Origin of the sequence: Clostridium sp. JS66 (assembly GCF_033561535.1) — a bacterium.
In the GTDB taxonomy this organism is placed as follows: Bacteria; Bacillota; Clostridia; order Clostridiales; family Clostridiaceae; genus Clostridium_AM; species Clostridium_AM carboxidivorans.
Map to the genome: position 1 here is coordinate 264,426 of NZ_CP131467.1, position 26,125 is coordinate 290,550.

At 30.6% G+C, this 26,125-nt stretch carries 23 protein-coding genes, 1 tRNA gene, 1 pseudogene, 3 riboswitches and 1 other annotated feature; of the genes and pseudogenes, 23 read left to right on the plus strand and 2 right to left on the minus strand.

Going from position 1 to position 26,125, the window contains the following annotated elements; genetic code table 11:
* Positions 1–272 precede the first annotated feature (272 nt).
* Positions 273–442: riboswitch (M-box (ykoK) riboswitch) on the plus strand.
* 226 nt (positions 443–668) lie between these two features.
* The 9 genes from Q6H37_RS01300 (at position 669) to Q6H37_RS01340 (ending at position 9,885) form a co-directional block, all read left to right on the plus strand.
* Positions 669–1,931, plus strand: coding sequence for a magnesium transporter (locus Q6H37_RS01300; protein WP_318738809.1), 1,263 nt, complete (start codon positions 669–671; stop codon positions 1,929–1,931).
* 41 nt (positions 1,932–1,972) lie between these two features.
* Complete coding sequence (locus Q6H37_RS01305) at positions 1,973–3,172, plus strand: Nramp family divalent metal transporter (RefSeq protein WP_318742890.1); 1,200 nt, start codon at positions 1,973–1,975, stop codon at positions 3,170–3,172.
* A 172-nt stretch (positions 3,173–3,344) separates the two neighbouring features.
* The gene (gene sleB / locus Q6H37_RS01310) at positions 3,345–4,061 is read left to right on the plus strand and encodes a spore cortex-lytic enzyme (RefSeq protein WP_318738810.1); all 717 of its coding nucleotides are present in this window, start codon (positions 3,345–3,347) and stop codon (positions 4,059–4,061) included.
* 89 nt (positions 4,062–4,150) lie between these two features.
* Positions 4,151–4,386: a binding site (T-box leader), on the plus strand.
* 130 nt (positions 4,387–4,516) lie between these two features.
* The gene (gene cysK, locus Q6H37_RS01315) at positions 4,517–5,425 is read left to right on the plus strand and encodes a cysteine synthase A (protein WP_318738811.1); all 909 of its coding nucleotides are present in this window, start codon (positions 4,517–4,519) and stop codon (positions 5,423–5,425) included.
* Positions 5,388–6,032 carry a serine O-acetyltransferase EpsC gene (gene epsC, locus Q6H37_RS01320; RefSeq protein WP_318738812.1) on the plus strand — a complete coding sequence of 215 codons (645 nt, stop codon included), beginning with the start codon at positions 5,388–5,390 and terminating at the stop codon, positions 6,030–6,032. Before cysK ends, epsC begins: the two co-directional genes overlap by 38 nt.
* A gap of 59 nt (positions 6,033–6,091) precedes the next feature.
* Complete coding sequence (queG, locus tag Q6H37_RS01325) at positions 6,092–7,066, plus strand: tRNA epoxyqueuosine(34) reductase QueG (RefSeq protein WP_318738813.1); 975 nt, start codon at positions 6,092–6,094, stop codon at positions 7,064–7,066.
* Positions 7,067–7,104: 38 nt separating this feature from the next.
* On the plus strand, positions 7,105–7,800 hold the full coding sequence (locus Q6H37_RS01330; RefSeq protein WP_318738814.1) for a lysophospholipid acyltransferase family protein: 696 nt from the start codon (positions 7,105–7,107) through the stop codon (positions 7,798–7,800).
* 78 nt (positions 7,801–7,878) lie between these two features.
* Positions 7,879–8,517 carry an endonuclease III gene (gene nth, locus Q6H37_RS01335; protein ID WP_318738815.1) on the plus strand — a complete coding sequence of 213 codons (639 nt, stop codon included), beginning with the start codon at positions 7,879–7,881 and terminating at the stop codon, positions 8,515–8,517.
* Between the two features lie 195 nt (positions 8,518–8,712).
* On the plus strand, positions 8,713–9,885 hold the full coding sequence (locus Q6H37_RS01340; protein ID WP_318738816.1) for an NADP-dependent malic enzyme: 1,173 nt from the start codon (positions 8,713–8,715) through the stop codon (positions 9,883–9,885).
* Positions 9,886–9,971: 86 nt separating this feature from the next.
* Here Q6H37_RS01340 and Q6H37_RS01345 read toward each other — a convergent pair.
* Positions 9,972–10,499 (minus strand): annotated as a pseudogene (locus Q6H37_RS01345) (nicotinamide-nucleotide amidohydrolase family protein); the annotation flags it as partial.
* Between the two features lie 22 nt (positions 10,500–10,521).
* The gene (locus Q6H37_RS01350; RefSeq protein WP_318738817.1) at positions 10,522–11,514 is read right to left on the minus strand and encodes an alpha/beta hydrolase; all 993 of its coding nucleotides are present in this window, start codon (positions 11,512–11,514) and stop codon (positions 10,522–10,524) included.
* Between the two features lie 306 nt (positions 11,515–11,820).
* On the opposite strand from Q6H37_RS01350, the gene Q6H37_RS01355 reads away from it, so the two are divergent.
* The 14 genes from Q6H37_RS01355 (at position 11,821) to Q6H37_RS01420 (ending at position 26,099) form a co-directional block, all read left to right on the plus strand.
* On the plus strand, positions 11,821–12,969 hold the full coding sequence (locus Q6H37_RS01355; RefSeq protein ID WP_318738818.1) for a VanW family protein: 1,149 nt from the start codon (positions 11,821–11,823) through the stop codon (positions 12,967–12,969).
* A gap of 182 nt (positions 12,970–13,151) precedes the next feature.
* Positions 13,152–14,618, plus strand: coding sequence for a VanW family protein (locus Q6H37_RS01360; protein ID WP_318738819.1), 1,467 nt, complete (start codon positions 13,152–13,154; stop codon positions 14,616–14,618).
* 159 nt (positions 14,619–14,777) lie between these two features.
* A tRNA-Leu gene (locus Q6H37_RS01365) sits at positions 14,778–14,859 on the plus strand.
* A 187-nt stretch (positions 14,860–15,046) separates the two neighbouring features.
* Positions 15,047–15,793 (plus strand): N-acetylmuramoyl-L-alanine amidase, encoded by a 747-nt coding sequence (locus Q6H37_RS01370; RefSeq protein ID WP_318738820.1) that lies wholly within the window; start codon positions 15,047–15,049, stop codon positions 15,791–15,793.
* Positions 15,794–16,120: 327 nt separating this feature from the next.
* Positions 16,121–16,588: a tRNA (cytidine(34)-2'-O)-methyltransferase gene (locus tag Q6H37_RS01375; protein ID WP_318738821.1), complete on the plus strand. Its 468-nt coding sequence runs from the start codon at positions 16,121–16,123 to the stop codon at positions 16,586–16,588.
* Between the two features lie 14 nt (positions 16,589–16,602).
* Positions 16,603–17,442 carry a DegV family protein gene (locus Q6H37_RS01380; RefSeq protein WP_318738822.1) on the plus strand — a complete coding sequence of 280 codons (840 nt, stop codon included), beginning with the start codon at positions 16,603–16,605 and terminating at the stop codon, positions 17,440–17,442.
* A gap of 117 nt (positions 17,443–17,559) precedes the next feature.
* Positions 17,560–17,661: riboswitch (glycine riboswitch) on the plus strand.
* Positions 17,662–17,787: 126 nt separating this feature from the next.
* A complete protein-coding gene (gene gcvT, locus Q6H37_RS01385) occupies positions 17,788–18,900 on the plus strand; it encodes a glycine cleavage system aminomethyltransferase GcvT (RefSeq protein WP_318738823.1) in 1,113 nt (370 codons plus the stop codon).
* 91 nt (positions 18,901–18,991) lie between these two features.
* On the plus strand, positions 18,992–19,375 hold the full coding sequence (gcvH, locus tag Q6H37_RS01390; RefSeq protein WP_007060575.1) for a glycine cleavage system protein GcvH: 384 nt from the start codon (positions 18,992–18,994) through the stop codon (positions 19,373–19,375).
* 1 nt (position 19,376) lies between these two features.
* A complete protein-coding gene (gene gcvPA / locus Q6H37_RS01395; RefSeq protein WP_318738824.1) occupies positions 19,377–20,717 on the plus strand; it encodes an aminomethyl-transferring glycine dehydrogenase subunit GcvPA in 1,341 nt (446 codons plus the stop codon).
* The gene (gcvPB, locus tag Q6H37_RS01400; protein ID WP_318738825.1) at positions 20,718–22,178 is read left to right on the plus strand and encodes an aminomethyl-transferring glycine dehydrogenase subunit GcvPB; all 1,461 of its coding nucleotides are present in this window, start codon (positions 20,718–20,720) and stop codon (positions 22,176–22,178) included.
* A gap of 391 nt (positions 22,179–22,569) precedes the next feature.
* A riboswitch (glycine riboswitch) is annotated at positions 22,570–22,738 on the plus strand.
* Between the two features lie 143 nt (positions 22,739–22,881).
* Positions 22,882–23,259, plus strand: coding sequence for a GrdX family protein (locus tag Q6H37_RS01405; RefSeq protein ID WP_318738826.1), 378 nt, complete (start codon positions 22,882–22,884; stop codon positions 23,257–23,259).
* Between the two features lie 72 nt (positions 23,260–23,331).
* A complete protein-coding gene (gene trxB / locus Q6H37_RS01410; RefSeq protein WP_318738827.1) occupies positions 23,332–24,252 on the plus strand; it encodes a thioredoxin-disulfide reductase in 921 nt (306 codons plus the stop codon).
* Between the two features lie 20 nt (positions 24,253–24,272).
* Positions 24,273–24,605, plus strand: a complete 333-nt coding sequence (locus Q6H37_RS01415) for a thioredoxin family protein (RefSeq protein ID WP_318738828.1) — start codon at positions 24,273–24,275, stop codon at positions 24,603–24,605.
* Positions 24,606–24,812: 207 nt separating this feature from the next.
* Positions 24,813–26,099 carry a glycine/sarcosine/betaine reductase component B subunit gene (locus tag Q6H37_RS01420; RefSeq protein ID WP_318738829.1) on the plus strand — a complete coding sequence of 429 codons (1,287 nt, stop codon included), beginning with the start codon at positions 24,813–24,815 and terminating at the stop codon, positions 26,097–26,099.
* Positions 26,100–26,125 lie beyond the last annotated feature (26 nt).

Here is a 26,125-nt window from a genome sequence, read left to right on the forward strand (position 1 = left end):
ATGCATGTTTCAATAATTTGTTTATGAAAAATATTAATTTTACATAAAATTTACCTTAACTTAAGAGCAACTTAATGCATATAATATAATGTAATGATATATTATGAACCGATAATTCTTTAGAAAATAGTAAAAATTCTTTAAAAAACATAGAAAAACGAATTAACAGAGAACTAAAATAATTAAACACTTAAATTTAAATAAATTCACTGTTTAATGGTTGCATTTTTATAAATTTGTACTATAATTAATAATGTAAAATGAAATTATAAGTTTACTTATGTTAGGTGAGGCTCCTATATAGATATACGCTACTGCCCGGAAACATCGAGAGATGCCAATGGGTCAACAGGTATTACCGAATCAAGGTTTTACTTAATGTAGCTGGACTTAATAAAAGTCTAAAGCTATATAGTGCTAAAACTCGTACGAAGAAGTTTTAGTTTATTGGAGGAGTCTTTTTAGACTCCTTTATTTTATTTTAAGGTGGTGCGATAGATGGAAAGTGGCCCTTATGGTGGTCGGTCAAACTCGAAAGTAAAACTAAATATAGTTATATATAGAGAGACATTTATATTAAAATCATAATAAAATTAGATTTTTTTCATTTCTAAAATTCTTATGACTTTTCCATAAATATCTTTCTATATAAGTAAGGAGGAATATTTATGAAAAAGTTATCTGCATTCTTTCTAAGTAAGGTTCTTCATAAAAAAATTTATGATGAATTTAACGATTCAATAGGAAAACTTTGTGACATTTATGTAACTACAGAAGATGGTCTTCCAAGAGCAATAGGTTACAAAATAAAAAAAGATGGAGAAGTTTTAAACTGTGAATTCAAGAATATTGCATTTTATGAGGATGACGATAGGATAATAATAAAAGGTGAAGGTGTAAGAGAAATAATATTGCAGAAGTATTCATACCTTCTATCTAAACATCTATTAGATAGGCAAATTGTAGATATCAATGGAAAAAAGCTTGTAAGAGTTAATGATTTAAGAATTGCTGAGATAGCAGGAGAACTTAGAGTAGTAGCTGTAGATACCGGAGTTTTAGCTTTAGGTAGAAGACTTGGTGTGGAAAATATGGTTAAAGGCTGCTATAAATTATTTAATAAAAAACCAGCAGATAGTCTTATTATTTGGGATAATGTTGAGTCGCTAGAGATGGTCAATAACAATTTAAAGTTATCTGTTACTTATAAAAAATTATCAAAACTCCATCCTGCAGATTTAGCGGATATTTTTGAGGATATGGATATAAATTATAGAAAAAAGGTTTTTGAAAGCTTGGATCAGAATCTTGCAGCGGATATTTTAGAGGAAATTGAACCAGATGTTCAAGCAGATATTATTGAAAATTTAAGTCAATCTAAGAGGGATGAAGTATTAGATAATATGCCTAATGATGAAATTGCAGACATATTAGATGAAGTTGATGAGGAAACTGCTGAAAAGATTCTTTTATCTATGGAGAAAGAAGATGCTGATGAAGTAAGAACACTTATGCAGTATGAAGACGAAACTGTAGGAAGTATAATGAATAAGGATTTTATAGATTTTAATATAAATATAACTGTTGAAGAAACTATAGAACTTTTAAGAGAAACAAATCCAGAGGATGAAGTGTCACATTATATATATATTACAGATCAACAAGAAAGACTTCAAGGAGTAGTGTCGTTAAAAGCACTTATAATGTCAGATCCTAAAAATAAACTCAGAGAAATAATGTTAACTAATATAGTAAAAATAAATGATAATGAAAATATAGATGAAGCTATAGAAATGTGTTCAAAATATGATCTTCTCTCTTTACCTGTAGTAGACAGTAGTGAAAAGCTGTGTGGTGTAGTTATAATGAGCGATATAGTAGAAGATATACTAATCCCAACATGGAGAAAGAGATTTAAAAAGGTAGGATAGAGAGAAGGTGTTTAAAATTGAAAAATAGAAATAAGTTTTTAATGATATTAGGAATAATAGGGCCAGGGCTTATTACAGCAAATGCAGGAAATGATGCAGGTGGAGTAGCCACTTACTCTGTAGTAGGAGCTCACTATGGTTACTCCATGCTTTGGGGAATGTTTGTAATAGCTATAGGTCTTGCAGTAATTCAAGAGATGAATGCAAGGATGGCTGTAGTTACAGGAAAAGGACTTTCAGATTTAATAAGAGAAAGATTTGGTGTCAAATGGGCTTTTTTTGCCATGATTGTACTCATAGTTGCAAATTTAGGCGTATGCATAGGTGATTTTGCTGGAATTGCTGCTAGTTTGGAGTTGTTTAATATAAGTAAATATATAACAATTCCAATACTTGCAGTAGTTATGTGGTTTATGTTAACTAAAGGAAGTTATTCAAAAGCCGAGAAGATATTTTTGCTTCTTACACTTACGTTTTTTGGATATGTTATAACTGCATTTTTAGTGAAACCTGACTGGGGTCATGTTGTAACAAGTGTTATAAAACCACAGGCTAAGCTTGATAAAGGGTATTTTTTAGTGCTTATAGGAATGATAGGAACTACTATAACACCTTATATGCAATTTTATTTACAATCATCCATAGTAGATAAAGGAATATCCTTAAAAGAGTATAAATATGAGAAAGTGGATGTTTATGTTGGAACTATTTGGGCAATATTAACGGCACTTTTTATAACTGTATGTACTGCAGAAACTTTATTCAAAGCAGGTATAAGTATAGATAGCGCGCAGGATGCAGCATCAGCATTAAGACCATTAGCAGGAAATTATTCATTTATGCTATTTGCCATTGGACTTTTTGGAGCATCATTTTTAGCATGTTGTGTTATACCTTTATGTACAGCTTATGCTGTATGTGAGGCATTTGGATTTGAAAGTGGTATTGACAACAAAATAAAGGAAGCACCTGTATTTTTTGGTTTGTTTTTATTTATGATTGTCATAAGTGCAGTAATAGTTTTAATACCTAATATTTCTTTGATTAATATAATATTAGTAACTCAGCAGTTGGCAGGGGTATTGTGCCCTGTGGTACTTATATTTATGATAAAACTTGTAAATGATACTGAAGTAATGGGTAAGTATGTGAACAGTACAATACAAAATTTTATTGCAAAAGCTACAGTAATACTTATAATAGCACTTACAATACTAGCTTTTGGTGGAAATTTTGTATAAATATGTTTTTACATAAATTAAGCATAATGCGAAGCAAAGCTTCGCATTATTTTTAGATATTATGCAAATTTAACTCCTAAAAAGTTGAGTGTATTTTTTATGGTTTAGTGAGCAAACTAAATTTATAAAACCATAAATTATAGCTTTATACTGAATCAAGGAGTGAGTTGGTATGACGAAAAAGATTTTAAGAGTTAGGCGAGAAGCAATTTGTGCACTTATGATTATAATTACATATGTTTCCACTACATTGTATGTAGATCCCTATAATAATGCTGTAAATGCCGTAGTTTACTATTATGGGTCCAGAGGTGGTGTGGTTTCACAGATACAAAGTAAGCTTAAGGCATGGTACTATTATGATGGTAGTGTAGATGGTGTATATGGTTATAGAACTTTTACAGCTGTTAAAAAATTTCAAGCTAAAAATGGATTAAAGGTAGATGGTGTTGCAGGAGATTCTACACTTCGAGCATTAGGCATATACAATACTACAGCTACAGCTGCAGCTGCAGCAAAAAATACTAATAGTTCTAGTAATCAGGATGTAACATTACTTGCCAGACTTATAAATGGAGAGGCTAGAGGAGAGCCTTATGAAGGCCAAGTGGCAGTAGGTGCAGTAATTTTGAATAGAACAAGAGATCCAAGATTTCCTTCTACAATAGCAGGAGTTATTTATCAACCAGGTGCTTTTACAGCTATAGTAGATGGGCAAGTACATGCTAATATGGAGCAAAATTCCATAAGGGCAGCTAGAGATGCTTTAAATGGATGGGATCCTTCAGGTGGAGCAGTATATTACTTCAATCCAGCCACAGCAACCAGTGCTTGGATATGGTCTAGACCATTAATTAAAGTTATAGGAAGTCATAGATTTTGTAAGTAGAAAAAAATTATATAATTTAACTAAAAAATATATTGACAAAATTAAAAATAATAATATAATAGAAATATAGAAATCATAGTAAAACACTCAGAAATACTTTGAAAAAGGAAAGTAACTTAAATGAAATTTTAAAGAGAGGAAACCATAGCTGAAAGGTTTCTAAAGGAATTTTAAGTGAAGTGCCCTTTGGAGTAGTGCACCGAATTAAGTAGGCTGCACCGGGTTTGCCCGTTATAGTGATAGAGCATAGCGCTGTGCTTGAAAAAGGTGAGATTTTTGTTAATCTAATTAGAGTGGAACCGCGGAGTTAAACTTCGTCTCTTTTATATAGAGATGGAGTTTTTTTAATACTCAAAATAGGATTTAAACTTGAATCATCAGATAGTGTATTACTTTAATGTAAATTTAGAACAAATAAGTAAAAAAATAAAAATAAAATTAATGGGGGTAAAAAAATGATTTATAATAATGCAATAGAAATGATAGGTGGAACACCTTTATTTAAACTTAATAATATAATTGACGAAAATGCAGCAGAGGTATATGTAAAGCTTGAAAAATTCAATCCAGGAGCAAGTATTAAGGACAGAGCAGCATTAGGTATGATAGAAAAAGCAGAGAGAGAAGGACTTATAAAAAAAGGTGACACTATAGTTGAACCTACTAGTGGAAATATGGGAATTGGACTTGCAATGATAGGTAAATTAAAAGGCTATAAGGTTATAATTGTAATGCCTGAAACTATGAGTGTAGAAAGAAGAAACACTATAAAGGCTTATGGGGCAGAGCTTGTTCTTACAGAAGGAGCTAAAGGAATGAAAGGTGCTATAGAAAAAGCTTCAGAAATAGTTGAAGGAAAAGAAGGATATTATATACCTCAACAATTTATGAATGAAGCAAATCCATTAAAGCATTATGAAACTACTGCAGATGAAATAATCAAGGATTTAAATAGTGTAGATGTATTCACTGCTGGTGTAGGTACAGGCGGAACTTTAATAGGAGTAGGAAAAAGATTAAAGGAAATAGATAAAGCAATAAAAATAATTGCAGTAGAGCCTGAAAAATCACCTGTAATATCAGGAGGTCAAGCATCTCCACACAAGATACAAGGAATAGGAGCTGGCTTTGTTCCAGATATTTATAAAAAAGAGTTCGTAGATGAGGTTATGACTATATCTGATGAAGAAGCCTTTGAGTATGCAAGACTTATGGCAAGAGAAGAGGGAATTTTAGTAGGTATATCTTCAGGAGCAAATATAGCAGCAGCTATAAAGCTTGCTAAGAAATTAGGAAAAGGTAAGAAAGTTGTTACTGTTGCACCAGATGGAGGAGAAAAATATCTATCCATGGGACTTTATTAGAAAAGGAGTGTTAAAAGTGAATCCATTTAAATCGCTGAAATATGATTTAGAAAGTGCCATGAAGAATGATCCGGCAGCAAGAAATCCAATAGAAGTATTTATCCTTTATCCATGCATCCATGCTCTTATACACCATAGAATGGCTCACTTTTTGTATAAAAGGAAGTTTTTCTTCATGGCTAGACTAATATCACAGTTATCTAGGTTTTTTACTGGGATAGAAATACACCCTGGAGCTCAAATTGGAAAGGGAATGTTTATAGATCATGGAATGGGTGTAGTTATAGGAGAAACTGCTGAGGTAGGTGATAATGTTACCCTTTACCACGGAGTAACCTTAGGGGGAACAGGTAAAGATAAAGGAAAAAGACATCCTACTGTAGGCAGCAATGTTACAATAGGAGCAGGAGCTAAGATTTTAGGACCTATAACTATTGGAGATAATGTAAAAGTAGGAGCTAACTCAGTGGTGCTAAAAAATGTTCCTTCAAATACAACAGCAGTTGGAATACCAGCTAGAGTCATATATAATAAGGTTAATCCTATAATAGAAATAAAAGACTACCAAGGACAAAGAAAAAAGATATATAATGAAATGGTGATATAATAATGGAGTACAGATTTATCTGTACTCTATTATATTGAGCAAAAAGGATGTGGTAATGTTTGAATTATAAAAGCATGATTATAGATTATTGTAAGGATATAGGATTAGATGCAGTAGGATTTACAAAATGCAGAGTTTTTGAAGAGCTAAAGCATTATTTTGAATATAGAAAAAGTATGTCACTAATCAATGAATTTGAAGAGCAAGATATAAATAAAAAGATTAATCCATTTATGTATATGGAAGATGGGAAAACTATAATTTCTATTGCGTTCCCTTATCTTTTTGATGATAATTTTCAACAAGAAGTGAATTTCTCTAAATATACTCAGGGAAGGGATTATCATGTAGTAGTATCTGAGTATTTGAAAAAGATATGCAGCTTCATAGAAAGGGAAATGTCAGGTAAGGCTGCTTATTTTGTGGATAGTAATTCCTTACCAGAAAGGTATATAGCTAAACTTTGTGGTATAGGATTTGTAGGGAAAAATAATATGATTATTACAGAGAAATATGGGTCTTACGTATTTTTAGGGGAAATAATAACGAATGTACAAATAGCAGAAGATAAACCTATGGAGTGCAAATGTGAAGGCTGTGATTTGTGCCAAAAGTCATGTCCTACAGGAGCTATAAGAGAAGAAAATAATTCTAATATATGCCTTTCATATATTAGCCAGAAAAAAGAAATAGATGATGAGTGGTTTGATAAGTTAAAAGGAAGAATTTTTGGATGTGATACTTGCCAGAGAATATGTCCTTTTAATAAAAAAGCTAGTTTTTCTAATATAGAAGAATTTAGACCATATGATTTTATGGAGGTAATAAATTTAGAAGAATTGGCAAATATAGATAAAAGAATCTTTTTAAACAAGTATTCAAAAAGTTCCTGTGGATGGAGAGGAAAAAATGTACTGCAAAGAAATGCATTAATTAATATAATAGGTATGAAGAAGAATATAAATATAGAAGGAATTAATTCTCCTTATGTAAAAAATTATTATAATAGACTTTTATACCATTTCAAACTATAATTTATATTATATAGATAATATGAAAGGTGGACTTTATTATGATTTCTCCTGGAATGGCTAAAATTATAGGCTATCTTCCTAAAGGACTTTTAGAACGTTTATGTAAAAAGCTGATATATGGCTATGTTGAAAAATATGCGGATATTCAAATTAATGGTATGGAAAATTTGAAAGATGTAAAAAGACCTATATTATTTATATGTAATCATTTGAGTAATTCAGATGGATTAGTTATAAACAAATCCCTTAAGGAAGAGGATATAACTTTTGTAGCAGGCATAAAGCTTTCAAAAAATCCTTTAACGAATTTAGGAATGAGCATGACTAAAACTATACCTATAAAACCTAATACAGCAGATAAAGATTCTATATCTAAAATAGTAAAGACTTTAAAGACAGGTAATAATGTACTTATATTTCCTGAAGGTACTAGAAGTAGAACTTCTAGTATGATAGAAGCCAAGAGAGGTGTTTTTTTAGTACAAAAACTAAGCAAGGCATCTATAATACCTTTAGCAATTCATGGAACAGAAAAATTATTACCTATAAAACAAGATATGGGATCAGAGAAATTTAACTATGCTAAAGTTACATTAAATATAGGAAAACAAATAGAAGTTCCAGAAAAGATGGAAAACGAAGATAAACATGCTTATGAAGAAAGATCTGTAAGTTTTATGATGAAGAAAATTGCAGAACTCCTTCCTGAGTCTTATAGGGGCGTCTATCGTTAAGATGAATAATCTATATCTTTAAGTTATTAAAGACATAGATTATTTTTTCACAAAATTCACTAAGTGTAGGTGATAGAGATGAATAAAAAAAATATAAATAAAATTTTAGAGACATTAAGCAAAACATATCCTGATGCAAAGTGTGCACTTAATTTTAAATCGCCATATGAGTTACTTATTTCCACCATATTATCAGCACAATGTACTGACGTAAGAGTAAACATGGTAACAGAAAAATTATATGAAAAATATAATACCCCTGAAGCAATGATAACTTTAACAGAAGAAGAATTATCAGAGAAAATTAGAAGCTGTGGTTTTTATAAGAATAAAAGTAAAAACATATTAGGTGCTACTAAAGCTATTTTAGAAAATGGGGGGAAAGTACCAGAGACCATGGAAGAACTCTTAAAGCTTCCAGGGGTTGGGAGAAAAACTGCTAATGTAGTTTTATCTAATGCATTTGGAGTACCAGCCATAGCTGTAGATACTCATGTGTTTAGAGTATCTAACAGACTTGGTATTGCAAATGGAGATACTCCAGAACAAGTAGAAAAGGGACTTATGAAAAATGTTCCAAGAGATATGTGGAGTGATACTCACCACTACCTGATATGGCACGGGAGACTTATTTGCAAATCTAGAAAACCAGATTGTGAAAAATGTCCATTAGCACCTTACTGTGAGTATTTTAGTGGAGGAGACACAAGCGCTTAAGGGCAATAAAGCTAGTTTTATCCGATCGCTACCATTGCTAATACCCCCATCTTCTTCAAGTGGAGGATAAGCACTGCTACGCGCCTGGATAAGTTCTTCTAAGACTCAGATGAAGAGAGGTATTCCTCACAAGCAAACTCCACCTGAGTCTAAGAATCACTTGATAAATTTTAAATCTGAGAGGAGTAACATAAAATGAACATTAAAGAAAAAGCATTGGAAATGCATAAAGCAAACAGAGGAAAATTAGAAGTAAAGAGCAAGGTTCAGTTAAAAACTAAGGAGGATTTGTCAATAGCATATACTCCAGGTGTTGCAGAACCTTGTCTTAAAATAGCTGAGAATGAAGATGCTGCCTATGATTATACTATGAAAGTTAATACTGTAGCTGTAGTAACTAATGGAAGTGCAGTGCTCGGTTTAGGTAACATAGGTGCAGCGGCAGGACTACCTGTTATGGAAGGAAAGGCTTTATTATTTAAAGAATTCGGTGGTATAGATGCATTCCCTATATGCTTAGATAGTAAGGATCCAGATGAAATAGTGAATATTGTAAAAGCAATGGCACCTACTTTTGGAGGAATAAATCTTGAGGACATAAAAGCACCAGAGTGCTTTTATATAGAAGAAAAATTAAAAAAAGAACTTGATATACCCGTTTTTCATGATGATCAACATGGAACTGCTATAATAGTTCTTGCAGGACTTTATAATGCCTTAAAACTTGTAAGAAAGAAGCTTGAAGAAGTTCAAATAGTAATAAATGGAGCAGGCTCAGCAGGTATTGCAATATGTAAGCTTCTTTTAAAGGCAGGAGCTCAAAATATAACTATGTGTGATAAAAATGGAGCATTAGTGGAAGGAAATTCTGAATTAAATCCAGCACAACAAGCCATAGCTAAAGTTACAAATAGAAATAAGGAACAAGGTACTCTTGCAGAAGTAATAAAAGGAAAAGATGTATTTGTAGGTGTATCAGCTGCAGGAGCACTTACTATGGAAATGGCTCAATCAATGAATAAAGATGGTATAGTTTTTGCAATGGCTAATCCAACACCAGAAATAATGCCAGATGTTGCAAAAGAAGCTGGAATAAGAGTAATTGCTACAGGACGTTCAGATTTCCCAAATCAAATAAATAATGTTTTAGTATTCCCTGGAATATTCAAGGGAGCCTTAGAAGTAAGATCAAAGATTATAAATGATGAAATGAAACTAGCAGCAGCAAGAGGTATAGCTAATCTAATAAAAGATGAGGAATTAAAAGAAGATTATATAATTCCAGATGCTTTTGATAAGAGAGTATGTAAATCTGTAGCAGAAGAAGTAAAAAGAATAGCTAGAGAAATGAAAGTAGCAAGAATTTAGTATAGAATTTATAATAGTTAATTTCAATAAAGCTAGGAGGTAAATAAAAATACCTCCTAGCTTTATTTTTTATTGCTATAGCCTGATTAGTGTATCAATAGTTCTCTTCTTAGTAAATCTAGGGCTGTTATGGTAGCTTGTGTTCTAACCATTTGTCTATCTCCATTACATAGGAGTTTTTTTACCTTAATTTCTCCATTTACATAAATTCCTATATAAACCAATCCCACAGGTTTCTCTTTTGTTCCACCTCCAGGACCTGCAATACCCGTAGTAGACAATCCTATATTGGTACCAGAAGTTTTTGCAATACCTTCTGCCATTTCCGCAGCAGTTTCTTTACTTACTGCACCAAATTTATCTAAAGTTTCTTTACTTACATTTATTCTATTCATTTTAGCTTCATTACTATAAGTTACTGCACCTTCCATAAATACGGAGGAGATGCCAGGATAGTTTACTAATTTAGAAGCTATTAGTCCACCAGTACAAGATTCAGCAGTAGATATAGTAAGGTTTTTATCTATAAGTAATTTCCCAATTACATCTTCAAGGTTGACTTCGCCTTCACTACATATGTTATCTCCAAGTTTTTGATGTATTTCATTTTCCATTTTTAAACCTCCAAACATGTATTTATTTTACGTTTTTATTCAGAAAGTCATAAACTTTTTGTGTATATTCTTTCTTATTATATAGGTATGATTGAGCATGTCCACTATAAGGCGCTATGTATATAGCCTTTTTTTCAGGTTTTACATAATACATATCATTACCCATTGAAAAAGGAATAAAGCTATCACTATCTCCATGTACAAACATTATAGGGGTTTTTACATCCTTAATGGAGTTTATAGGAGATACCTCAGAAAATGTAAATCCAGAACGTGCGTAAGCAATTATATTTGTATATGTAACAATTATTGATGCAAGATATTTGTTTTTTATTCCATAATCCTCTTTAAGTCTAAACATTAAAAGATTTCCTAGGTCAGAATAGGCACAATCGGATACATAGAAACTAACCAACTTGCTTTGTTCATTAAGTTTTGAATGAAGTAGTGCAGTTGCGCCGCCCATAGATTCACCATGAACACCTATTATACCATTAGAATTTTTATTATGTACCCACTTTATCCATTCATTTAAATCATATTTTTCATAAAAACCAAAGCTTATGTCACTTCCGCCACTTTCGCCACTAAATCTAGAATCATAAACAACGGTATTAAATCCTTTGTTTAAATAAATATCAGCATATTTCAATGATTCCCATCGGCTGCCTCTTATACCATGTACAATTACTACTGTATTTTCTGTTTTTACAGGATTGTGTATATAAGTACCACTTAATTTATATCCATATTTAGAATTTATAACTACCTCTTCCTTGGAAAGCTTCAAAAATCTATTGTCATCAAAGGTGTTTTTATATATTTCATGTAAATTAGCTACACCTTTACTAGTTTGCTCACGACAGGCTTTAGTATAAATCAAGTTACCTATAAATAAGCCAGCTGAGTTAAATATAATAAAAATAATAGAGAATAAAATTATAAATATCATTTTTATTCTATTTGATTTAACTTTGATTTTAGTTTCATTTTGTATACTAGAAACTTCATGCATTTTTTAAAGGTTTCCTCCATTAAGATATAATTATTCGATTTTTAGAGTACTAAAATCATTACAAATATAAGATGATTAAGTAAAAAGAGTTAGTAATTTATTATTAAATTATAACACTTTAATTTTATTATGTTAAATTGGAATTTTTGGTGGACTAATGAAAGTGAATAGTAAATTTCTGCATTAGGTCGCCAATAGATTATCAATATTAAAAAAATTTTGTTTTAATAATGGGGTTATAAAAATACAAAAAGTAATAATTCTATAGTATAATAACAATGGGAAATTGTGTTGGGGAGGGTAACCGTGAGAAGAAATAGGAGAGGTAGAAAAAAAGCTAAGAAAAATAAACTTGTAGTGCCGTTTATGATATTTACAGTACTTTTATTATCTGCTGCTTGTGGATATGTAACCTATAATTACAATTACATTAAATATTGGAATGGTTTAATATATCCTGGAGTAACAGTAGGTGGAGTAAATCTTTCAGAAAAAACTAAGGATGAGGCCAAAGAGATGCTAAAACATGATTTTTCAGAGCAAATAGTGAAAAAGAATATAAACATAAATGTAGAAGGTAAGGTTTATACTTTAAATTATTCAAAAATATCTCCCAAGTATAGCATTGAGGACGCAGTAAATACTGCATTCAATTATGGAAAAAGTTCAAATATATTTTCACAATTTATAATGTTGAAAATGAATAAAGATGAAAATTTTGATTTAAAATTTTCTTATGATGAAAAACCAGTAAAAGAGTTAATTAGCAATATTCAATCAGAGGTTAATAAAGATCCTGTTAATGCATCATTAGGAATAGATAACGGCAATTTAAATGTAATTTCTGAAGTGAATGGAAAAAAGTTAGAAAATGAAAAATTAGAAAAAGAAACTTTAAGTAAAATAAGTGGAAGCATAGGACAGAATGTTAATGTTACTGCACTTGTAAAACAAATACCTGCGAATATAAAAGGAGATTCTTTAAAAAGTATAAATTCGTTAATAGGGACATACTCTACTAATTTTGCATCATCTTCATCACAAAGAGCTAATAATATAGCATTAGCTACTAAGAGTATAAATGGAAAAATACTTATGCCAGGTGAAGTATTTAGCTTTAATGATACAGTTGGGGAAAGAACAGAAGAAAGAGGGTATGAACCAGCGCCTGTAATTATAGGAAATAAGCTAGAATCGGGACTAGGTGGAGGAATATGTCAGGTATCTACTACTTTATACAATGCGGTAAGTAGGTCTGGAATGACATCTATAGAAAGAGAACATCATACTATGCCGGTACATTATGTGCCACAGGGTATGGATGCTACAGTTGATTATGGAAATATAGATTATAAGTTTAAGAATATATATCAATATCCTGTATACATTCAAGCATATATATCCAATGGAAATATAATATTTAATTTATATTCTAATTCTTCTATGAAAAACTAATTTAAATTAAGCATTTTTTATAGTATAATTAAAATATGTGTGAATAAAACTTACTTAAGATAGGAAAGACTTCCGTAATCTGGATTCTACCTTAAGATTAGTTAAAATTATTTAAAAGCTTAACTTACATTATTTTGATAAAATATTAGGGTAAGTTATATATCAGATTAAGAGGTGATTCCATGGTAAAAAGCAATGATGATATGAAAAAAAATAACATATTATCAAAAATGCTAATTGGTGCAGCAGTAGTGGTAGGGGTGATAGTATTTATAATATATCAGTATAATACTGCAAAGGCTTGGAGTGGTAGAATATATCCAGGAGTAAAAATTGAAAATCAGGATTTGTCAGGTAAAACAAAAGATGAGGCTAAGAGTATTATAGAAAAAAAATATAAAGTTGGAGTTATAAAAAAGAAATTAAATATTAAGGCTGATGCCAGGACTTATACATTAGATTTTTCAAAGATAAATCCTAAATATGATATTGATGGTGCTGTAAATCAAGCTTTTAGTTATGGTAAGGATAGAAATTTATTAAAGAAATATCAACTTATAAAATTTTCATCTACTAAACAGTTTAATTTAAAGCTTGTATATGATGATAAACCTGTAAATGAATTTATAGATGGTATTGAAAAAGAAGTGAATAAAGCACCTATAGATGCAACTTTGAATACTAGTCAAGGAAATATTAAAGTAGTTCCAGATAAAAAGGGTGAAACACTTCAGAAGGATAAACTAAAAAAAGAACTTGCATCTAAAATAAATGGAGAAATTGATCATGATATTGATATAAAGGCTCCTATGCAAGCAGTAAATGCAAAAATAACAGCAGATAAAATTTCTAGCATAAACTATAAAATAGGTGAATTTAGCACAGAATATGGAAGTATATCTTCAGCTGAAAGGGAAAATAACATAGTTTTAGCCACAAAAAGTATAAATGGAAAAATACTTATGCCAGGTGATACCTTTAGTTTTAATGACATAGTAGGAGAGAGAACTGCAGAAAGAGGGTATCAAGCTGCACCTGTAATCATAGGAGATAAGGTGGATTCAGGTCTAGGTGGAGGAATATGCCAAGTTTCAAGTACTTTATATAATGCGGTGATTAGAGCAAATATAAAATCAGTAGAGAGAACTCATCACTCATTACCATCTCATTATGTAAAATTAGGTATGGATGCTACAGTAGATTATGGCAGTCTAGATTATAAGTTTAAAAATACATTGAAATATCCTATATACATAGAAGGAGATGCTTCAGGAGGAGTTGTTGCATTTAACATATATTCCAATAATTCTTTAGCAGGTATAGTAACAGAGATAAATTCAGATGTTTATCAAACAGTAGAACCAAATATCAAATATCAAGATGATTCTACTCTACCGGAAGGAAAAACGGAAGTGGAAAAACCTTCTTCAACAGGTTACAAGGTTAAAGTAACAAAAACCACAACACAAAATGGAAAATTAATTAGCCAAGAAACAATTGCAGATGATTATTACGAGCCAGTAGAAGGAATAATAAAAAGAGGAACTAAAAAACCAGAAACTCCACCAGCTGGTCAACCAGCAGTACCAGCACCAGCAACACCAGCTGCTGCTCAGCCAAGTACTGCACCAAGTGCTCCTAAAAATTAAAGGGTGTCACAAAATTATTTATGTAGCTATAAATAATTTTGTGACATTTTTAATTTATGAAATTTTTATAAGTGAAATACTTTTAATATAGTAGATGTTTTTAAATTGACATAAAATATTCATATATGGTAAAATGAGGTTGTTGTGTTAAAGTTATGAGCGGGTATGGCGAAATGGCAGACGCGCTAGATTCAGGTTCTAGTGAGAAATCATGCAGGTTCGAATCCTGTTACCCGCACCATAAAAAGTCTATGAATTAATTTCATAGGCTTTTATTTATGTTAACAATATTAAAAATTCAAATGATTTTAATATACTATAAGAGAAAAAATATGGAATAATTTTACAACAGATGGTATAATATAAATATTCAATTTGTAATTAAAAAATTAAATATATTATACAAAAAATTATAAGGAGATTAAAACATGAGAATTGCAAATAGAAAAAGATTCACATTTTCTTGTATTTTTTTTACCTTATCAATGTTATTATTTGGAAAAACTGTAATAAATATAAAACAAGATAAAGTGACACAAGTTCAACCTGTAGTAATGGCTGTAGATAAAAATGGAACAAAAAAATCAACTGATACTAAGGTAAATCAGAATATAAGCAAAGATGTAATAGTATTAGATGCAGGGCATGGTGGAATTGATAATGGTACAAGCTATAAAAATTTGTATGAAAAAAACTTAACCTTAAAAATGGTTAAATATGCGGAAGCGTATTTGAAAAGCAAAGGATATACAGTAGTTCTTACAAGAAATAAGGATGAACTTATACCTTTAAAGGAAATTGGAAGAAGAGTAAATGCATCATCTGGAACTGTATTTGTATCTATTCACGTAAATTCCATTAGTGATGCAAGCTTTAAAGGAATAACAACCTTGTATTATGATGTACAAGGTTATGAAAAGGATGAAAGAATAAAATTGGCAAATACTTTAGAGAAAGAAGCTGTAAAAAGTGATAACTGGGAAAGCAAGGGTATAAAAAAGCAGAATGTTGCAATATTGAGATATAGTAAAATACCTTGTGCTTTAGTAGAATGTGGCTTTATAACTAACAATGAAGATAGGGACAAGCTATCTAAAGATGAGGTTTTAAAAAGGTTATCTGAAAACATATCTAACGGTATAATAAAATATTTAAAGCAAAGTTCAGATTCATAAAAAGCTTTTAGAAAATGTTAACATAAAATGAAGTATTATATTTACACCTTTTTGTTCTTGTGTTATTATGAGATAATATATTTATGTAATTTATAATTGTATAAGGCTATTAAGCTTTAATTATTTAAACAAATTATAAAGTAATTTGTAATTAATATTGGATAGTAGAGAAATTAATAAGTCTAGGATGACTTTTCTAACTATCCACTATTTGTTTTCAACTAAAAAAATTTTATAACTTTAAAAGTGAAAGGTAGGTGTAAGCCCAATTTGCAGCTTAGAGTAAATATAACTTAAATCATGCTGTATAAAAAGTTGGGTGATGTTTTGAATTTAAATATAGTACTATTTCAACCAGAAATACCACAAAATACAGGTAATATAGCAAGAACTTGTGTACTTACAAATTGTAAACTTCATTTGATAAAACCTTTAGGTTTTAGTTTAGATGAAAAACATTTAAGAAGAGCAGGATTGGATTATTGGAAATACCTAGATCTTGAAGTTTATGAATCATATGAAGAATTAAGAGAAAAATATAAGGATTCAACTTTCTATTTTTCTACTACACATGGTGATAATTTCTATCATGAAGTAGAATTTAAAGAAGGGGATTTTATTGTATTTGGCAGAGAGTCTTGTGGACTTCCAGATAGTGTAAGAAAAAGTGATCCCAAAAGATGTATAAGAGTACCTATGATAAATACTACAACTCGATCATTAAATTTATCTAATACAGTAGCTATTGTTGCATATGAGGCATTAAGACAGATGGATTTTCCAACCATGAAGTAGGAGGAAGTTAAGGTATGGAAAAAATAAAGATAATAACGGATAGTACATCAGATCTGCCATTAAATATAGTAGAAAAATATGATATTGAAGTACTTCCACTCCTTGTTAGTTTTGGTGAAGAAACTTACCAAGATGGTGTAGGCATAAATTTACATACACTGTTATCTAAAATGGATGGAAATAAAGATTTTCCAACAACAGCACAGGTAAATCCACAAAGATTTATGGAATGTTATAAAAAGTATCTTGATCAAGGATATAAGATAGTATCCATACATATCTCATCAAAGTTAAGTGGTACGTATCAATCAGCTTGTATAGCTAAAGATACATTAGAAACAGAAGATATAGTAGTAATAGATAGTTTTAATGTTACATCAGGTCTTGGAATTTTAGCTATGAAGTCAGCCGAATTAAAAGAAAAAGGTTTAGGAATATATGATATAGAAACAGAAATTAAAAATTTAATTCCCCATGTAAAAAGCGTATTGGCATTTGGAACAATGGACAATCTGATTAAAGGTGGTAGAATATCTAAAACTGCAGGGACCATAGCAAATATTTTGGGGATAAAACCCATAATTTCTATAGAAAATGGAGAATTGATTGTAATAGATAAGGTAAGAGGAAGTAAAAAAGCTATAAGAGTTATACTAGATTATTTAGATAAAAAAGGTATAAAGCAGGGGGAAACCTCTGTACTTTTGCATGTAGAAAATAAAGATATTTTAGATAACTTAAGAGAAGATTTGAAAGAAAAAAATAATAAGTTCATTGAATGTGAAGTAGGATGTGTAGTTGGAGTATATGCAGGAGCAGGTGCTTGTGGTGTATTTTTCATAGAAGGTTTTTAATTAAAAAACTAAACTTCAAATTTATAACAAATAAGTTAAAAAGTATTGAAAAAAATGCAGTTGTATAATATAATGTAATAGAACTTATAAAATTTAATTATAATTAAATAAAGACAGATGAAAGTATAAAGAGATATCCTTGAATGGGTAGCCGTCGGGGAAATATAAAAAAGAAGTATTTTTATAAAAACTCTCAGGCAAAGGGATTTATACTGGATGGAACTCTGAATAGTGAGTATATATTTTCCTAAGATTGTATTACATAGCTAACAGTGTTAAACAGAGACATGATGATAGAAGTATCGTTATGTCTTTTTTTATATATAATTCAAGGAGGGATTAATTATGGGAGATTTGAAAAAAACACCATTGTTTGATGTCTATCCAAGGTATGGAGGCAAAATTATAGATTTTGCAGGATGGGCACTTCCAGTTCAGTATCAAGGTATAATTGTTGAACATGAAGCAGTACGCAATTCAGCAGGTATTTTTGATGTATCACACATGGGAGAAGTAGAAGTTAAGGGGAAAGATGCTTTAAAATTTGTACAAAACATAATCACTAATGATGCTTCTACATTGGAGAATAATCAGGCACTTTATAGTCCAATGTGTTATGAAAATGGGGGAACAGTAGATGACATACTTGTGTATAAATATGCTGATGATTATTTTTATTTAGTTATTAATGCAGGAAATATAGATAAAGATTTTAAATGGATGATGGATCATAAAGATAATTTATATGTAGATATTACAAACATATCTCCAGATATTTGTGAATTCGCTATTCAAGGGCCAAAAGCGCAGATGATATTACAGAAGGTTGTAAATATAGATTTAGAAAATATAAAGTTTTTTTACTGTGAAAGAAATGTAAAAGTTAATAATGTTGATTGCATGATATCAAGAACAGGTTATACAGGCGAAGATGGTTTTGAAATATTTTGTAATGCTAAAGATGGGGAAAGCACATGGGTTAAACTTCTAGAGGTTGGAAAAGATGATGGCCTAATACCTGTGGGGCTTGGTTGTAGAGATACTTTAAGATTTGAAGCATGTTTACCTTTGTATGGCAATGAGCTTACTGAAGATATAAGTCCTTTGGAAGCAGGAATTGGTACTTTTATAAAGTTAAATAAGGATAAATTTATAGGCAAGGAAGCATTGATGAAACAGAAATCCCAAGGGTTGAAAAGAAAAATTGTGGGATTTGAAATGAAGGACAGAGGAATTCCAAGGCATGGATATAAGGTTCAAGTGAACGGTGAAGAAATTGGTTTTGTCACTACAGGATATAAATCACCATCTTTAAATAAAAATATAGGTCTTGCTCTTATAAAAGCAGATTATGCAGGTTTGGGAAAAGAAATAGAAATTATTATTAGAAACAAAGGAGCTAAGGCTGAAATAATAGATAAAAAGTTTTATAAAAAAAATTATAAAAAACAGTTGTAAAATATAAAACCTTTTTATATTTATTTGAATTAAGCAGCAAAATTAATGTTTTATCAAATAAAAAATAAAGTGTTAATGAGGGGGAATAAAAATGAAATTATTAGAAAACTTAAAGTACACTAAAGATCATGAATGGGTAAAGGTTGAAGGAGATAAGGCTTATATAGGTATTACAGATTTTGCACAACATTCTTTAGGAGATATTGTATTTGTTGAACTTCCAGAGGTGGATTCTGAATTTAATGCAGAAGAAGCTTTTGGAGTAGTTGAATCTGTAAAGGCAGCATCAGACATATATATGCCTATAAGTGGAAAAATAGTTAAAGTAAATGAAGACTTAGTTGATTCACCTGAATTAGTAAATGAAGACCCTTATGAGAACTGGATAATAATGATTAGTATTTCAGATACAGCACAGCTAAATGATTTATTGGACAGCAAGACTTATGAAGATTTGTGTGGTAAGGAGGAATAATATGTTTCCATATATACCTGTAACTCCTGAAGATGAAAAGAAAATGTTAGATAGTATTGGCTTAAATTCATTAGATGACCTTTTTTCAGATATTCCAGAAAGTATAAAACTTAAAAGAGCTTTAAATTTACCAGAGGGATTGTCAGAATTAGAACTTTCAAAATATCTAGATACTTTGGCTGATAAAAACTTAAGCGCAAATGAACTTACCTGCTTTTTAGGTGCAGGTGCTTATGATCATTATATTCCAGCTTTAATTAAACATATAGTTTCCAAATCAGAATTTTATACTGCATATACACCTTATCAGGCAGAAATAAGCCAAGGAACATTACAGTGCATATTTGAATATCAAAGTATGATTTGTGAACTTACAGGACTTGATGCTGCTAATGCTTCTATGTATGATGGAGCAACTGCTTGTACAGAGGCAGCTTTAATGGCAGTTGATAGCACAAGGAAGAGGAAAATATTAGTATCCAAGACTGTTCATCCAGAAACTATAAAGGTATTAGAAACTTATACAAAATTTAAAGATATAGAATTAATGGAAATAGATATAGCAGATGGAGTTACTGATTTAGAAAAATTAACATCAGCTATTGACAATAAAACAGCAGGAGTTATATTACAAAATCCTAATTTCTTTGGAATAATAGAGGATGTTAAGGAAGTAGAAAAAATTACTCACGACAATAAGGCATTACTTATTATGAGTGTGGACCCTATATCCCTTGGCATATTGAAATCTCCAGGAGAATTAGGTGCGGATATAGCAGTTGGTGAAGGACAAAGTTTAGGAAACAATATGAGTTTTGGAGGTCCATATGTTGGCTTTATGGCAACTAAAGCAAAGCTTATGCGTAAAATGCCAGGAAGAATAGTAGGACAAACTGAAGATTTAGATGGAAAAAGAGGTTTTGTTTTAACTTTGCAAGCAAGGGAACAGCATATAAGAAGGGAAAAAGCAACTTCTAATATATGTTCAAATGAAGCTTTAAATGCCTTGACTGCGGCAATATATCTTACTACCATGGGTAAAAAAGGAATCAAGGAAGTAGCTTATCAAAGTACACAAAAAGCTCATTATGCCTTTAATAAAATCACTAAATCAGGAAAGTTTAAACCTCTATTTAATAAACCTTTCTTTAAGGAATTTGCAGTAGTAAGTGAAAAGGAACCAGCAATTATAAATGATGAATTACTGAAAAATAAAATACTTGGAGGTTATCCTTTAGGTAAAAGTTATGCTTCCTATAAAAATGCACTGCTTTTCTGTGTAACAGAAAAAAGGACAGCTCAGGAGATTGATAAATTAGTAAGTGTAATGGAGGGAGTATAAATGAAAGAATATAATAAATTGATTTTTGAAGTTTCAAAGCCAGGAAGAGTGGCTTATACACTTCCTAAATGTGATGTAGAATGTGAAGTTGTTGAAAATTTAATTCCTAAAGATATGCTAAAGACTAGTGAGGTGGAACTTCCAGAGGTTAGTGAACCAGATGTAATAAGACATTTTACACTTCTTGCAAATAAGAATTATGGAGTAGATAATGGTTTTTATCCTTTAGGCTCTTGTACCATGAAATACAATCCTAAAATAAATGAAGATATAGCTTCCAACCCACAGTTTTTAAACATTCATCCATATCAAAGTGAAGATACTGTACAAGGAGCACTTGAAATAATGTATGATTTGAGCAGTAAACTTTCAGAAATATCTGGTATGGATTATGTTACACTTCAGCCAGCAGCAGGTGCTCATGGAGAACTTACAGGACTTATGATAATTAAATCTTATCATAGAAAAAGAGGAGATTTGAAAAGAACAAAAATCATAGTTCCGGATTCTGCCCATGGAACAAATCCTGCCAGTGCCAATGTAGCTGGTTTCACTATAGTTGAAGTAAAATCTGATAAAAAAGGACTTGTGGATATAGAATCTTTAAAATCTGTATTGAATGATGAAATAGCAGGGTTAATGTTAACAAATCCAAATACATTAGGTCTTTTTGATTCGAATATTAAATTGATATCAGATATGGTACATGAAGCTGGAGGTCTTGTTTACTACGATGGTGCAAATTTAAATGCTATTATGGGAGAAGCAAGACCTGGAGATATGGGATTTGATGTAGTTCATATGAATCTTCATAAAACATTTTCAACACCACATGGAGGTGGAGGACCAGGAAGTGGTCCTGTAGGAGTAAAAGAGAGGTTAGCTGAATTTTTACCTGTACCTGTTATAGAAAAGAAAGAGGAAAAATATACTTTGAATTATGATAAGCCTTATTCTATTGGAAAAGTTAAAAGTTTTTATGGTAATTTTAATGTCATAGTAAAGGCTTATTCCTATGTACTTACAATGGGAGCAGAAGGACTTAAAAAAGCTAGTGACATAGCTGTGTTAAATGCTAATTATATAAAAGGTAAATTGAAGAATTATTATAATCAGCCTATAGATAGTATTTGTAAACATGAATTTGTAATGGCAGGTTTAAAGGATGCACCTGAAGGTGTCAGTACTCTTGATATAGCTAAAAGGTTATTAGACTATGGATATCATCCACCAACAATATATTTTCCTTTAATTATCGATAGTGCATTGATGATAGAGCCTACAGAAACGGAAAGTAAGGAAACTTTAGATGGCTTCATAGATTCCATGATAAAAATAGCTGAAGAAGCTAGAGAAAATCCTGAAATATTAATAAATGCACCACATAACACACCAATTAAAAGATTAGACGAAGTAAAAGCTGCTAGAAATCCTGTAGTGAAATATAGTAAGAAAGATTAGATAATTTACTATAAATAATCTGCATTAAATAAGATTATAATATAAAATTGTTAAAAAAATAATTACTGTTAATACTCGATAACCCATAAATAACATTTATTTGTAAATGACGTTACAAATAAATGTTATTTTTATATGTGATAAAATATGGCATTTTAAAGAAAACTATGAATTCACTTATTCATATGTCTGGAAATAGATAAAATAATAGTCAGTAATTATAAAAAATTGCATGATATATGGGTTTAAATGGATGTTATGTATCCGAAAACAAAATAAATGCTATAAAAAAATACAATAGAAAATGTTTTCAAAAATTATAGAAAAAAATGTGACTATAATATATAATAATAATTGAAAAGAAGATTATAAAAAAACTTAATAAATTAGGATGATGTTTTCGGGAGATTAAGTAGAAAACTTAACAAAGTTTTACTTTAAGAGTTTGCTTAGCTATATATTTTAAATATATAGTATCCTTCAATGGATAGCCGAAGGAGTAAGTATTGTTTTTACCGTAATAATATGAACCTCTCAGGCAAAAGGACCGAAAACGGACAAATCTCTGGGAAGCGTTAAGCACCGAAGGAGTAAATCTCTCAGGTTAAAGGACAGGGGTATAAAACGGAAGTTTTATACCCCTGTTTTTATTTTGTAAAGTAAAGATTGCTTATATTTAATTTTTGCAAAAGGAGAGTAAAAAGTGGTGGAAGAGGTAATAATCATTACAAATAATCCTATGAGTAACAATAAATTAGGTGATGTATATGAGGTGGATTTCATAGATGGTACTACTATGGAGGTCTACACAAAGGTTAGAGATTATATCCATAAAGGACATGAATTATTAACTCATCCTTTAATGAGTAGTATTAAACCTAATGAAACTCCATATAGAACAGTAGTTATATCTAAGAACAATCACAGTGTAGTAGACATGAAATCCTTAGGGTATATAGAAGAAGCTATACATACTACTGAAAAATTTTTAAAAAATTATGGAATACCCAATTGGACTAAGCAGGTAATAGAAGATTTTCAGCTTATAGATTATGATTTAATATATCATGCATTAACATAATTTAGTGGTTAAAACTATTTTTAAAATTGAGAATTTTCTGGATTAGATTTTTAAAAGGCAGGAGGTAATTTTATGGCACAAATTTATGACACTCTAATAATAGGAGGAGGACCAGCAGGGTTATCAGCAGGACTTTATGCAGCAAGATCTAGGATGAATACTTTAATTATTGAAAGGGCAAAATATGGTGGTCAGGCAACAACTACAGATGAATTGGAAAATTATCCAGGTTCCATAGAGGAATGTACAGGAACAACTTTAAGTAAGAGAATGAAAAAACAGGCAGAAGATTTTGGAACAAAATTTACAAAGGATGAAATAGTAGAAGTAAATTTAGAAGGTGACATAAAAGTTGTAAAAGGCAAAAAGGAAACTTATGAAGCAAAAACTATAATAATAGCTACAGGAGCAAATCCTAAACTTTCAGGCTTTAAAAATGAAACTGAACTTAGAGGAAAAGGAATTTCTTACTGTGCAACTTGTGATGCTGACTTTTTTACAGATTTAGATGTAGCTGTTATAGGGGGAGGAGACTCTGCAATAACAGAGGCAATATATCTTACAAAATTTGCAGAAAAGGTTACAGTAGTTCATAGAAGGGATGCATTAAGAGCAGCAAAATCATTACAAGAAAAAGCTTTTGCTAATCCTAAAATAGACTTTATTTGGAATTCAACTATAGAAGAAGCTGTAGGCGATGAAATATTAGAAAAACTTATATTAAAAAATAAATTAACTGGTGAAAATAGTGAATTAAAAGTAGATGGATGCTTTGTATTTGTAGGATATGATCCAATATCAGCTCTATTTGAAGGAAAGTTAAACATGGAGAATGGTTATATTATAACAGATGAAGATATGCAAACTAATGTAGCTGGAGTTTTTGCAGCAGGAGATGTAAGAAAAAAATCATTAAGGCAGGTAATAACTGCAGCAGCAGATGGTGCTATAGCAGCAACTATCGCTGAGCGTTATTTAGAAGAACATAAATAAAATATTTAGGAGGTTAAAAAATGATTGAATTAAACAAGGAGAATTTTGAAGGCGAAGTTTTAAATTATACTGAAAAACCAGTATTTGTTGATTTCTGGGGAGATAAATGTGAAATATGTAAAGAACTTATGCCAGGAGTACATGGCTTAGAAGAAAAGTATGGAGATAAAATAAAGTTCTCAAGCTTAAACATAAGTACTGCAAGAAGACTTGCTATAGGACAAAAGGTACTAGGACTACCAACAATGATAATTTATAAAAATGGAGAGAAAGCAAATACAATTACTGCTGACAAAATTACTTCATTAGAAGATGTGGAAAGTTTTATAAAAACATATTATGACACACTATAATAAAAAAAGACAAGATTTAGATGAAAATCATCATCACCTTGTCAAAAATTAAGTAACGTTCATTAAAATCCTAATATATATAAATAAAAAATACAAGTAAATTTTAATACTATTAAAAATTAAAATAGTTAACAATTGTAACAATCAGTATTATTGATAGCAATAGGCAATTTTGTACCTATTGAAATAAATTTGGAGGTGAATACTTTGCGTTTAGAAGTTGGAAAAATTTATGTAAAGGACATTCAATTTGGAGCTGAAACAAAAGTTGAAAGTGGAATTCTTTATGTAAACAAAGAAGAACTGTTAAAAGAAGTAGGTGGAGATGAAAGACTTAAAAGTATTGAGTTTGACATTGCAAAACCAGGTGAAGAAACAAGAATAATACCTGTAAAAGATGTTATTGAGCCAAGAGTTAAGGTAGAAGGCAAAGGTGGAATATTCCCAGGATTTATAAGCAAAGTAGATATGGTTGGTTCAGGAAGAACTCATGTGCTAAAGGGTGCAGCTATAGTAACTACTGGAAAAATAGTTGGATTCCAAGAAGGTATTATAGATATGAGTGGAGAAGGAGCAAAATATACTCCATTTTCAAAGACAAACAATTTAGTAATAACTTGTGAACCAAAAGAAGGGGTTAAACAGCACGAGCATGAAGAAGCAGTAAGAATGGTTGGATTTAAAGCTGCTACTTATATTGGTCAGGCTGGAAAGAACATAAAACCAGATGAAATTAAAACATATGAAACATTGCCATTATTAGAACAAGTTAAACAATATCCTAATCTTCCAAAGGTAATATATGTTTATATGCTTCAAAGTCAAGGACTTTTACATGACACATATGTTTATGGAGTGGATGCAAAGAAAATAATACCAACATTTATATATCCAACAGAAATGTTTGATGGAGCTATTGTTAGTGGAAACTGTGTATCTGCTTGCGATAAGAATCCAAGTTATGTCCATATGAATCACCCAGTAATTGAAGACCTATATGAGCATCATGGAAAAGATTATAATTTCTTAGGCTGTATCATAACAAATGAGAATGTTTATCTTGCAGATAAGGAAAGATCCTCAAATTATACTGCTAAGTTAGTAGAATATTTAGGAGCTGATGCAGTAATTATATCAGAAGAAGGATTTGGTAATCCAGATGCAGACTTAGTTATGAATTGCAATAAAATAAGCGATTTGGGTGTGAAAACTGTATTAATTACAGATGAATATGCAGGACAAGATGGAAGTTCACAATCATTAGCTGATTCAACACCAAAAGGTGATGCAGTAGTTACTGGAGGAAATGCTAATGAAGTTGTTGTATTACCACCAATGAAAAAAATAATAGGGCATCCAGAAGCAGCAAATGTAATAGCTGGAGGACATGTAGGAAGTTTAAGAGAAGATGGTTCTATAGAGGCTGAAATTCAAGTTATAACTGGAGCTACTAGTGAAGTTGGATTTAATAAATTAACAGCTAAAGGATTCTAAATTGCAAGGATTATATAGGCTTTATC